Origin of the sequence: Clostridium sp. ZBS2 (assembly GCF_023845855.1) — a bacterium.
In the GTDB taxonomy this organism is placed as follows: domain Bacteria; phylum Bacillota; class Clostridia; order Clostridiales; family Clostridiaceae; genus Clostridium; species Clostridium aquiflavi.
The window spans coordinates 234,245-246,909 of sequence record NZ_JAMQIF010000016.1 but is presented as its reverse complement, the minus strand read 5'-3'; the positions used below and the strand labels follow the sequence as shown (position 1 = coordinate 246,909).

Sequence of the window (12,665 nt, the reverse complement as noted above, 5' to 3'; positions counted from 1 at the left end):
TTTTATGTTTATCGATAAGAAGAATAAATCTTAGTTTTATATATAGTTACTTAATATATTTTGCTTGTAATTAAAAGCTTTAATGGAAATTGAAAAAATAGTTAAAAATATTCTAACGTCAAATATTTATTTAAAATATTTGACGTTTTTTCAAAATATACTAAATTATCAAAAAAAACTAAAAGAAATATCAAATATAAGTAAAAAAAAAATTAACAATATGATTTATTAATAAATTCGTATTATTAATGTGTTAATTAATAGCCTTGAAAAGAGAGTATTGTTTGACAAAAACATAAAATATTATATAATTTAATAAATATTAATAAATAAAAATTAAAAAATGATATTAGTGTGTTGCAATAAGTACGCTATTATGTCGTTTATAAAAATAAGGGGGATAATATAATTATGAAAAAGAACAAACTTAAAAAGTTATTTGCTGTAACTTTAGCTTTAACTTTAGGGATATCAGTTTTGGCAGGTTGTGGCAAATCATCTACTAATACAGCAAAAGCAGATGGACAAGTTATGACTTATAACTTGAACGCAGATCCTAAAACTTTAGACCCAGCATTAAATAATGCAGTTGATGGGGCAATAATGCTAGTAAATACATTTGAAGGTCTATGTAAATTAGATGAAAATAATAAAGCTATTCCAGGAGTAGCAGAAAAATGGGATGTTTCAGATGATGGAACAGTATATACATTCCATTTAAAAGATACTAAATGGTCAAATGGAGAGACTGTTACAGCTCAAGACTTTGAATATGCATGGAAGAGGGTAATAAATCCTAAAACAGCAGCAGAGTATGCATATCAAATGAGTTATTTAAAAAATGCTACTGAATATAATCAAAACAAAGATGTTGATGGAGATGGTAAAGTAGCTACAGCAGATGAAGTTGGTGTTAAAGCTATTGATGATAAGACATTAGAAGTAACTTTACATGAGGCATGTCCGTACTTTTTAGAATTAACATCATTTCCATGCTACTTCCCAGTCAACAAAGCTTTAGTTGAATCAAATCCAACTTGGGCAAATACGGCTGAAACATATGTATCAAATGGTCCTTTTAAAATGACTAAATATGCAATAAAGGATGAAATAGTATTAGAAAAGAATGAAAATTATTATGATACAAAGAATGTTAAACTTGATAAACTTAATGTAAAATTAGTTACAGAAGAAACTTCTGCCTGGGCAAGTTATCAATCAGGTGAATTTGATATGGTAGATGTTGTTCCATTATCAGAGATTCAAACTGCTGTTAAAGATGGTAGTGCTAAAATATTTGAACAATTAGGAACTTATTTCTATTGTGTAAATGTATCTGAAAAAGCTAAAACTGTAAATCCAGAAGCAGCAAAAGCATTATCAGATGCAAAGGTAAGAAAAGCTTTAGCTTTAGCTATTGATAGACCTTCATTAGTTAAAAATGTTACTAAAGCTGAACAAATACCAGCATATAGCTTTGTTCCAGAAGGTATTTTAGATAAAGATGGAAAAGACTTTGCTAGTAAAGAGTATTTCAAACCAGAAGGTAATGTTGAAGAAGCTAAAAAATTATTAGCTGAAGCAGGATATCCAAATGGTGAAGGATTCCCAGCGATAGTATTAACTTTTAATCCAGAAAAAGGACATGGAACTATTGCTCAAGCAGTACAAGATATGTGGAAAAATAATTTAGGTGTAAATGTAGAGCTTCAAAGTCAAGAATGGAAAGTATTCCAAACAACTAGAGATAATAAAGATTATTTAATTGCTAGACATGGATGGGTTGGAGATTATGTTGATCCTATGACATTCTTAGAAATGTGGATTAGCACTTCTGGACAAAATAATGCAGGATATAATAATCCTAAATATGATGAATTAATAAAGAAATCAAAGACAGAAAAAGACGATGCTAAGAGAATGGAAATATTACATCAAGCTGAAAATATATTAATGGAAGATATGCCAATAATTCCAGTATATTATGAAACTCAAGCAAAAGGTGTAAAAGATTATGTGAAAGATGTTAGAGTTTCACCATTAGGATTTATATATTTTGATAAAGCTTATATAGACGGAAAGTAGTTTTATTATTGAAATTGCTTCAAATGTATATGGATTCTAATCTATATACATTCTGAAGCAATTTTTAATTCTTTAGGAGATTATAAAAATCTTAAATATAAAGATATCGTACATAATTTTTATTTGTTTATATATATTTGAGAAAAATAGTAGTTTATTATTTAACAATGTCGTTTTTATATAATTGCAATCTATTTTATTTTATATAATATCAATATTTTTAATGGAAATTAATTAGCAAAAAGCAATATTATTAACGATATATCAGTGAAAAACTATATATATTAATATAAAAATAAAAAAACAAGAAAATAAAATTACATTAATAAAAAAATATGTAAAAAAATATGTAATCAACATTTAAAAATACAAGTGTTTTTGAACGAAATACAGGCTTAGAGGAGGATAGAATATGTGAAAAATATATATTAAATTATTAATTAATCAATAGAAATGGTTCTAATTTATTGACAAAAATTAATATTATTATATAATTATTAAATAAATTGATATGATTATAAATATCGAATTTTGTAAAAAGGGAGAGGGAAAAATGCTAAAATACATTGGAAAAAGATTATTAGCAAGTATATTAACAATATGGGTTGTCATAACTTTAACATTCTTCCTTATGAGACTTATGCCAGGTGGGCCTTTTGATAGTGAAAAATTAACACCTGAAATTAAAGCTAATATGGAAGCAAAATATGGAATGGACAAACCATTAGGAGAGCAATATGCATTGTATATGAAAAACCTAGTTAAAGGGGATCTTGGTGAATCAATGGTATTTAAAGGAAGAAGAGTATCAGAAACAATATCATATTCATTCCCAGCATCTGCAAAAATTGGTTTAGTGAGTGTGGCTTCATCAGTTCTTGTAGGAGTAGGATTAGGGATAGTAGCAGCATTAAAAAAAGGTACATGGGCAGATTCACTTATCATGCTCTTAGTTACTTTAGGAATTACTATACCAAGTTTTGTAATAGGAGCTGTATTAATTTATTTCTTAACTGTTGAGCTTAGATTATTACCAGCAACAGGATTTAGTAGTTGGAAGCACTATATAATGCCAGTAATAGCATTATCACTAGGATCAATGGCTTTTATTACAAGACTTACAAGAAACAAATTATTGGATGTGTTAAAATCTGATTATATAAGAACAGCAAAAGCTAAAGGATTAAGTAAAAGAAAAGTTATATTAAAACATGCACTTAGAAATTCATTAATACCAATAGTAACTTATGTTGGACCATTAATAGCAAGTATTTTAACTGGTAGTTTCGTTGTAGAAAAAATATTTGCAATTCCTGGATTAGGTAATGAATTTGTTCAATCAGTTACAAATAGAGATTACACTATGTTACTTGGAGTTACAGTATTTTTTTGTACTTTACTTATAATGTTCAACTTTATAGTTGATATTATGTATGTAGTAATTGATCCAAGAATAAAATTAGAAGATGCAGAAGTTTAGTAGGGAGGAGAAAAAAAGTTATGGAACAAGAAGTTAATTTAGAAAAGGACTTATTTACTCCTCTAACTGAAGAAGAAAAAAAGATAGAGGTTATTGTAAGACCAAGTATTGGTTATTGGAAAGACGCATGGAACAGACTTAAGAAGAATAAAATGGCTATAATATCTTTAATTGGAATAATAATTATTACAGCAGCAGCAATTTTAGTTCCTATGACATCACAATATACTTATGATTCAAATTCTTTATCTGCTGTTAATTTAAAACCATCAGCAGAACATTGGTTTGGAACAGATCAATTAGGTAGAGATATATTTGTAAGAGTATTTTTTGGTGCTAGATATTCATTAATGATAGGTGTAGCAGCAGCATTTATTAATTTATTTATAGGTGTATTATATGGTGGTATAGCAGGATTTTGCGGTGGAAAAATAGATAATTTAATGATGAGAATCGTTGATGTATTATATTCAATCCCATTAATAATATATGTAATCATTTTAATGACTATATTAAATAAACCAGGAAGTGGTGGTAGTGGTCTTTCAACTATTATATTAGCACTTTCAATATCTTATTGGATTGGAATGGCAAGAATAGTAAGAGGAGATGTTTTACAATTAAAACAACAAGAATTTGTTCTTGCAGCAAAAGCTTTAGGAGCATCTAATACTAGAATACTTATAAGACATTTAATACCAAACTGTATTGGATCAATAATGGTTACATTGACTTTGCTTATACCACAAGCGATATTTACAGAAGCATTTTTAAGCTTCATAGGATTAGGACTTGTTCCTCCTAAAGCATCTTTAGGAACTTTAGCTAATGAAGCAATGAAAGCAATATATCAATATCCTTATCAATTGCTATTCCCAGCATTAGCAATTTGCTTAATAATATTAGCATTTAATCTTTTCGGAGATGGATTAAGTGAAGCACTAGATCCTAAGAATAAGAGATAGGAGGAAGATATAATGGAAAGACTATTAGAAGTAAAAGATTTAAAAACTTCCTTTAAAACTAATGTAGGAGAAGTGCATGCAGTAAGAGGTGTTTCTTTTTACTTAGATAAAGGAGAAGCTTTAGGTATAGTTGGAGAATCAGGTTGTGGTAAAAGTGTTACTATGATGTCAATTATGAGATTACTTGCTGACAATGGAAAATTAGCAGGTGGAGAAATTGAATTTGATGGTAAAGATTTATCAAACATAAAAGAATCAGAAATGGAAAGTATAAGAGGAAATGATATTGGAATGATATTCCAAGATCCTATGACATCATTAAATCCTGTTTATACTATAGGAGATCAATTAACAGAACCATTAATGAAACATACTGGTATGAGTAGATCAGAAGCTAAACAAGAAGCTATAAAAATGCTTAAATTAGTAGGAATACCGAGCCCAGAAAAAAGAATAAAACAATATCCACATGAATTTTCAGGTGGTATGAGACAAAGAGCTATGATTGCAATGAGTTTAATTTGTGAACCAAAACTTATAATTGCTGATGAACCAACAACAGCATTAGATGTTACAATTCAAGCACAAATTTTAGATTTAATGAAGGAGTTAAAAGAAAAACTTAATACTTCTATTATATTAATTACTCATGATTTAGGAGTTGTTGCTGATCTTTGTTCAAGAATTAATGTAATGTATGGTGGAATTGTAGTTGAAACAGGTACTACAGAAGATATATTTTATAGAGGAAAACATCCTTATACTTGGGGTCTTTTACGAAGTGTACCAAATCCTAAGGAAAACTCTAAAGAAAAACTTAGACCAATTGAAGGACAACCACCAGATTTATTAAAACCACCAGTAGGATGTCCTTTTGCAGCTAGATGTGAATATGCAATGAAGGTTTGTCTTCAAAAACAACCTCCACAATTTGAAATAGGAGAAAATCATAAGGTATCATGCTGGCTATGCCATGAAAATGCTCCTAAAGTAGAGTCACCTATAAAGAGGAGGGAAGAATAATGGAAAAAGATAAAGAAGTAATTTTAGAAGTAAAAGATTTATGTAAATACTTCCCTGCTAGCAAAGGTTTATTCAAAGGAAAAAGTTATGTTAAAGCTGTTGATAGAGTTTCTTTTACAATAAATAAAGGGGAAACTTTAGGACTAGTAGGAGAATCAGGTTGTGGTAAAACAACTACAGGAAGAACAATATTAAAATTATACAATCCAACAGCAGGAAAGATAATTTTTAAAGGAAAAGATATTACTGATTACTCAGTAAAAGATATGATATCTTTAAGAAAAGATATGCAAATGATTTTCCAAGATCCATATGCATCATTAGATCCAAGAATGACAGTAGGGGATATTATAGGAGAAGCTATTGATATTCATGGATTATATAAAGGTGAAGAAAGAACTAATAGAATAAGAAGTCTTTTAACTAAAGTAGGTCTTGCTAGTGATCATATAAACAGATATCCACATGAATTTTCAGGTGGACAAAGGCAAAGAATAGGTATTGCTAGAGCATTGGCAGTTCAACCATCTTTAATTATATGTGATGAACCAATATCTGCACTTGATGTTTCAATTCAGGCTCAAGTTATAAATATGCTTGAAGAGCTTCAAGAAGAGTTAGGATTAACTTATCTTTTTATAGCACATGACCTTTCAATGGTTAAACATATATCAACTCATATTGGAGTTATGTATTTAGGTAGAATGGTTGAAAAAGGAGAAAGTAATGCAGTATACTCGGAGTCAATGCATCCATATACTCAAGCACTTCTTTCAGCAGTGCCAATACCTGACCCTGATGAAGCTAAGAATAATCAAAGAATAATATTAGAAGGAGATATACCATCTCCAATTGATCCACCTCCAGGATGTAGATTTGAAGGTAGATGTAGATATGCTAAACCAATTTGTAGTGAAATTGATCCTGAATTAAAAGAAGTTAAGCCAGGACATTTTGTAGCATGTCATTTATATGATTAATAAATATCTTTAATTAGATATTTATAATAAAATAGGATTATAAGTTTTCAGGTGAAGTTAAAAAGCTTCATCTGAAACTTAAAGTCCTTATCTAGGGTGCTGCAATCGTTATCTTTTTGCTTATTATGGAAATAAATAATGATTGTTAGTTTGCAAGATAAATTTGACAGAATTGTTAAGGGGGAAATTTTTAATGAAAACTAGTAAAATTAAAAAGTTGTGTGCAATAACATTGGCATTAACTTTAGGTTTTTCAACTTTAGTAGGCTGTGGTGGAGGATCAAGTAAGAATGATCCTAATGCACAAATTATAACTTATAATTTAAATGCAGATCCTAAAACTTTAGATCCAGCATTAAGTGAAGCTGTAGATAGTGCAACTATTATAGTAAATGCATTTGAAGGATTGTATAAATTAGATGAGAATAACAAGGCTATTCCTGGAATTGCTGAAAAATGTGATGTTTCAGAAGATGGAACAGTTTATACTTTTCATTTAAGAGATGGTGTTAAATGGTCTAATGGAGAATCAGTTACAGCAAATGATTTTGAATATTCATGGAAGAGAGTATTAAATCCAGCAACAGCATCAGGATATGCATTCCAAATGTCATATATCAAAGGTGCAGAAGCTTATAACCAAGGAAAAGGAACCGTAGAAGAAGTAGGAGTTAAAGCAATTGATGATAAAACTTTAGAAGTAACATTAGCTGCTCCATGTCCATATTTCTTAGATTTAACAGCATTTACTTGTTATTTACCAGTAAATAAGGCTACAGTTGAAGCTAATAAGGATACTTGGGCTCTTAATGCTGAAACTTACGTTTCAAATGGACCTTTCAAGATAACTAAATATGGTATGAAAGATGAAATAGTATTAGAAAAGAATGAAAATTACTATGATATTAATAATATAAAACTTGATAAGTTAGATGTAAAATTAGTTACTGAAGATACATCTGCTTGGGCTAGCTTTAAAACAGGTGATTTTGATATGGTAGATATTGTGCCAACATCAGAAATAGAAGGCGCATTAGCAGATGGAACAGGAAAGAACTTCCCATTACTAGGAACAGGATTTTATGTAATAAATGTTTCTGATTCAGTAAATGCAATTGATCCTAATGCTACAAAAGTATTACAAGATAAAAGAGTTAGAAAGGCTTTAAATCTTGCAATAGATAGACCTTCAATAATTAAAAATATATTAAAAGGTGGTCAAACACCAGCAACAGGATTTGTAGCACAAGGAATTAAAAACCCAGATGGATCAGATTTTGCTGATAAAAAATACTTTAAAGCAGAGGGTGATTTAGAAGAAGCTAAGAAATTATTAGCAGAAGCTGGATATCCAAATGGTGAAGGATTCCCTAATCTTGTAGCACTTATTAATCCAACTAATCCAAATGGAGATATTGCTCAAGCGCTTCAAGATATGTGGAAAACTAATTTAGGAATTAATGTTGAACTTCAAAGTCAAGAATGGAAAGTATTCCAAACTACAAGAACTGCAAAACAATATGAAATTGGATTCCATTCTTGGGTAGGTGATTATATAGATCCAATGACATTCTTAGATATGTGGGAAAGTACATCAGGCCAAAACTGTGCAGGATATAATAATCCAGAATATGATAAGTTAATAAGAGCTGCAAAGGTTGAACAAGATCAAACTAAGAGATTTGAAATGTTACATCAAGCAGAAGATATATTAATGGAAGATATGCCTGTAATACCATTAAATTATCAAGTTAAAACTAAAGGGATTAAAGACTATGTAAAAGGTGTTAAAGTATCACCATTAGGATTCATATACTTTGATAAGGCATATGTAGAAGGAAAATAAAATTTAAGCAAAGTGCTGATTATGTATAAATAAAATGGACTGAGTAATTGAACTTAGGAATTCTCAAAGTCCAATTACAATGACATATTATCTATTACATAATCAACATATATTTAAAATATGAATAGATAAAAAAGAGGAGATTTTAAAAATCTCCTCTTTTTTGAATTTAAATATCCAAAAAATTATTTAGTTATACCTATAACATCATCCATAGTGTATAAACCTGGAATTGATATATTACCCATGTATTCACAAGATTTTAAAGCTCCGATAGCAAATACTTCTCTAGAAATCGCTTTATGAGATAATTCTATTACCTCTCCAACTCCAGCAAAGATTACATCATGATCTCCAACTATAGAGCCACCTCTAATAGCATGAATTCCTATTTCATTCTCTTCTCTTTTAGATGCTCCTGAACGTCCATAAACGAATTTTGTTTCATCATTTATAGATTCCTTTATTGTATCTGCAAGTAAAACTGCAGTACCACTAGGAGAATCTACCTTTTGATTATGATGTTTTTCTATGATTTCAATATCATAATTACCATAAAGAAGAGGTGTTACTTTTCTTAATAGAGAATTTATTAAATTTATTCCAAGAGACATATTAGCAGAACGGAATAATGGAAGAGTTTTACTCTTTTCCTCTATTAAAGTTAAATCTTCATTAGAAAATCCAGTTGAACAGATTACTAAAGGTTTCTTAGTTTTTTCAGTTAGATTTAATAATCCTTTTAAAGCACCAGCTCTTGAGAAATCTAATAGTACATCATAATCTAGATCTAAGTCTTCAGGCGTTTCAAATATAGGATAAGATGTTTCATGAGGGAACTTATCTATACCAGCAATAATTTTTAAATTATTAAATTTGCTAGCACATTCAGTTATGACTTTACCCATTTTGCCACAGCAACCGTTTAATACTATTTTTATCATTTAATCACCTTATATTAATTTATTTTCCTTTAAAATAGTCTTTAATGTTTCTAAATTACTATCTTCCATTTCGCATAGTGGAAGTCTTAAAGAGCCAACTTCAAATCCCATAAGATTCATAGCTGTTTTTACAGGAATAGGATTTGTTTCTATAAATAAAGCATTTGTTAATTTCAATCTGTTTAATTGAATGTCTAAAGCTTCATTAAATTTTCCTTCTAAACACTTTTTGGTAAGTGTGTGAACTTCATTTGGTATAACATTAGCTAAAACTGATATAACGCCTTTGCCTCCAAGAGACATTATTGGAACTATTTGATCATCATTACCAGAATAAATATCTATTTTATCTTTACATAATGATTTCATTTCCATAATTTGGCTTATATTACCACTTGCTTCTTTTATAGCAACTACATTATTTAACTCTGCTATTTGTACTAAAGATTTAGGTGTTATATTTACACCAGTTCTACTTGGTACATTATAAAGAATTATAGGAATATTTACAGAATCATTTACTGCCTTAAAATGCTTAAATAATCCTTTTTGTGAAGTTTTATTATAATAAGGAGTAATTACAAGTATAGCATCAACTCCAACACTTTCAGCGTATTTACTCATTTCAATAGCAGAAACAGTGTTGTTTGAGCCAGTACCAGCAATTACTGGTATCCTTTTATTTATTGTATCAACTGCAAATTTGATTACAGCTTTTTTTTCGCTTTCTGTCATAGTAGTTGCTTCACCAGTAGTTCCACAAATAATTATAGAATCTGTTCCTTCTTTAACGTGCCATTCTAATAAATCCTGTAATTTATCATAATCTATTCCGTTATCATTAAAAGGAGTAACAAGTGCTACACCAGAACCTTCAAATACTGACATTAAAATTCCTCCATTTTTAATTGTTAGATTGGATCATTATTTCAGCAATTTGAATAGCATTAAGAGCTGCTCCTTTTCTTATATTGTCTCCAACAACCCATAGGTTTAAGCCATTATCAATACTAAAGTCCCTTCTGATTCTACCAACATAAACATCATCTTTTCCTGATACCATAAGAGGGGTAGGATATTTTAATTCTCTTACATCATCATATACAGTTACACCATTAGTGTTTCTAAATAATTCAAAAATATCTTCCACTTCAAATGGAGAATTTAATTCTACATTTATACTTTCACTATGCCCATTTAATACAGGAACTCTAGCTGTAGTAGCTGTTATTCTTAAATCAGGACAATTAAGTATTTTTCTTGTTTCATTAATCATTTTTTCTTCTTCTTTAGTGTATCCATTATCTAAAAAGACATCTATATGAGGTAAAACATTACCTGCTATAGGATAAGAAAATTTTTTTGGTGCAATTCCTTTAACGCCATCTTCTAAATCTTTTATGGCTTGAATTCCGGCACCTGATACGGCTTGATAAGTTGAATATACTATTCTTTTGATTCCATATTTATCATTTAATGCTTTCACTATAGGCATAGCCTGTATAGTAGAGCAGTTTGGATTAGCAATTATTCCTTTATGAAGTTTTATATCTTCAGGATTTACCTCTGGTACTATTAAAGGTACCTCAGGGTCCATTCTCCAAGCACTACTATTATCAATCACTACAGCTCCATATGAAGCAAATATAGGTGCAAATTCTTTACTAGCATCTCCACCTGCTGAAAAAAGTGCATAGTCTATTTTTTTACTTTTTATATTCTTTTCACATGTTTCTTCAACAATAAAATCCTTTCCTTTAAACTTTAAAGTTTTTCCTTCGGATCTTTTAGATGCAAAAAGATATAAATTTTTTACTGGAAAATCTCTTTCTTCTAGAATTTCTAAAAATTTTCTTCCTACATTTCCAGTAGCCCCAACTATTGCGACATTATACACATTAATCCCTCCTAATTATTTTTATAAGTATAATTTATTTTAAAAAATTATCTAATATACAAATACTATAGTTAAATATAATGAAAATATCAAGTGCATGTATAAAATAAGTGAAAATTTTTCATATAATAGCTATGTTTTATACATACTAATAGTATATTCAGAACATATTATTAGTGAATAATGATATAAAACAAATTAAGAAAATAATATACACTTTATTAGATATTATATAGTCTTAATAATTTGTTTTTTGAAAGGAGTGCGTAACTGTGAGTGGTACACCATTAAAAAAAATAATAAAATCCAAAATAAAATCTAATAAAGAACTTACTGAAGCAGAAAAAATGAGGGAAAAATTAAAATATGAAATTGCAGAAGAACTTGGCTTAAGTGATAAAGTTGATAAAGAAGGTTGGGGTGGACTTTCTGCAGAAGAGACAGGTCGTATAGGAGGTCTTATGACAAAAAGAAAGAAAATACTTAATATGCCAACTAATAATCAAATATTACAAAATTTAAATTATAATAAGAAAATATAATTTAAAGTATAAAATCTATATGGCTATAGTCTAATATTTATATGTAGTAAAGGAAATATATATGATAATGTGATTATATTCTATTAAAGTTGACGAATTACTTATTAAGATATAATATAATTGTTGGAAATATATATGATATTTTAAGGATGGGTAATATTTATGGCTTATGGCGAATTTGCAAATATTTATGATAAGTTAATATATGAAGATATAAATTACGACTTAGTAGGCAATAGAATTATAGAACTATGTAAAGAAAATAATATAAAATATGAAGACTACTTAGATTTAGCATGTGGGACAGGTAATGTATCAATAAATGTAGCTACATATTTTAAAAATACATATGCTGTTGATTTGTCAGATGATATGTTAAATATAGCATTTGATAAATTCAAAAAAAATAAAATTAAAGCAAAAATAATATGTCAAGATATGTGTGAGCTATCATTAAATCATAAATTTGATTTAATAACATCTGTTCTTGACTCTACAAATTATTTAACAGAATATGATGAGTTAATAAGTTATTTTAATAGAGTACATGAACATTTAAAAGATGACGGAATATTTATATTCGATATAAATTCTTATTACAAATTATCAACTATATTAGGTAATAATATTTATACATATAATTCAGATGATGTATTTTATACATGGGAAAACGTATTTGAAGAAGAAGTACTTAATATGTTTTTAACTTTTTTTGTTAAAAGTAAAGAAGAATTATACGAGAAATTTGAAGAGCAACACATAGAAAGAGCTTATAAAGAGGTTGAATTAGAAAAAGCTTTAAAAGACTGTGGTTTTAAATTAGTAGGTAAGTTCGATAGTTACAGTAATAAATCTGTATTTAAAGAAAGTGAAAGAATAGTTTATGTTGTAAGTAAATAATGG

General features: G+C 28.6%; 11 protein-coding genes. 8 read left to right on the top strand and 3 right to left on the bottom strand.

The features are described 5' to 3' along the window. Window positions 1–411 precede the first annotated feature (411 nt). The 6 genes from NG918_RS10530 to NG918_RS10505 all read left to right on the top strand — a co-directional run bounded on the left by NG918_RS10530 (window position 412) and on the right by NG918_RS10505 (window position 8,379). Window positions 412–2,085, top strand: coding sequence for a peptide ABC transporter substrate-binding protein (locus tag NG918_RS10530; RefSeq protein WP_252213185.1), 1,674 nt, complete (start codon window positions 412–414; stop codon window positions 2,083–2,085). A gap of 553 nt (window positions 2,086–2,638) precedes the next feature. Then, the gene (locus NG918_RS10525; RefSeq protein ID WP_012424500.1) at window positions 2,639–3,565 is read left to right on the top strand and encodes an ABC transporter permease; all 927 of its coding nucleotides are present in this window, start codon (window positions 2,639–2,641) and stop codon (window positions 3,563–3,565) included. 20 nt (window positions 3,566–3,585) lie between these two features. Then, window positions 3,586–4,530 carry an ABC transporter permease gene (locus tag NG918_RS10520; protein ID WP_252213186.1) on the top strand — a complete coding sequence of 315 codons (945 nt, stop codon included), beginning with the start codon at window positions 3,586–3,588 and terminating at the stop codon, window positions 4,528–4,530. A gap of 12 nt (window positions 4,531–4,542) precedes the next feature. Beyond that, the gene (locus tag NG918_RS10515) at window positions 4,543–5,553 is read left to right on the top strand and encodes an ABC transporter ATP-binding protein (protein WP_252213187.1); all 1,011 of its coding nucleotides are present in this window, start codon (window positions 4,543–4,545) and stop codon (window positions 5,551–5,553) included. Further along, window positions 5,553–6,533, top strand: a complete 981-nt coding sequence (locus NG918_RS10510; RefSeq protein ID WP_252213188.1) for an ABC transporter ATP-binding protein — start codon at window positions 5,553–5,555, stop codon at window positions 6,531–6,533. Before NG918_RS10515 ends, NG918_RS10510 begins: the two co-directional genes overlap by 1 nt. A 193-nt stretch (window positions 6,534–6,726) precedes the next feature. After that, window positions 6,727–8,379 carry a peptide ABC transporter substrate-binding protein gene (locus tag NG918_RS10505; RefSeq protein ID WP_252213189.1) on the top strand — a complete coding sequence of 551 codons (1,653 nt, stop codon included), beginning with the start codon at window positions 6,727–6,729 and terminating at the stop codon, window positions 8,377–8,379. 185 nt (window positions 8,380–8,564) lie between these two features. Here NG918_RS10505 and dapB read toward each other — a convergent pair whose 3' ends face one another. The 3 genes from dapB to NG918_RS10490 are packed head-to-tail and all read right to left on the bottom strand — an operon-like array spanning window position 8,565 to window position 11,220. Beyond that, on the bottom strand, window positions 8,565–9,323 hold the full coding sequence (dapB, locus tag NG918_RS10500) for a 4-hydroxy-tetrahydrodipicolinate reductase (RefSeq protein WP_252213190.1): 759 nt from the start codon (window positions 9,321–9,323) through the stop codon (window positions 8,565–8,567). A 9-nt stretch (window positions 9,324–9,332) separates the two neighbouring features. Beyond that, window positions 9,333–10,211: a 4-hydroxy-tetrahydrodipicolinate synthase gene (gene dapA, locus NG918_RS10495; RefSeq protein ID WP_252226092.1), complete on the bottom strand. Its 879-nt coding sequence runs from the start codon at window positions 10,209–10,211 to the stop codon at window positions 9,333–9,335. Between the two features lie 16 nt (window positions 10,212–10,227). Then, on the bottom strand, window positions 10,228–11,220 hold the full coding sequence (locus tag NG918_RS10490; protein WP_252226089.1) for an aspartate-semialdehyde dehydrogenase: 993 nt from the start codon (window positions 11,218–11,220) through the stop codon (window positions 10,228–10,230). A 272-nt stretch (window positions 11,221–11,492) separates the two neighbouring features. On the opposite strand from NG918_RS10490, the gene NG918_RS10485 reads away from it, so the two are divergent. Together NG918_RS10485 and NG918_RS10480 are read left to right on the top strand one after the other, a co-directional pair. Next, on the top strand, window positions 11,493–11,762 hold the full coding sequence (locus NG918_RS10485; protein WP_252213194.1) for an alpha/beta-type small acid-soluble spore protein: 270 nt from the start codon (window positions 11,493–11,495) through the stop codon (window positions 11,760–11,762). 162 nt (window positions 11,763–11,924) lie between these two features. Further along, window positions 11,925–12,662, top strand: a complete 738-nt coding sequence (locus NG918_RS10480; protein ID WP_252213196.1) for a class I SAM-dependent DNA methyltransferase — start codon at window positions 11,925–11,927, stop codon at window positions 12,660–12,662. Window positions 12,663–12,665: the final 3 nt, after the last annotated feature.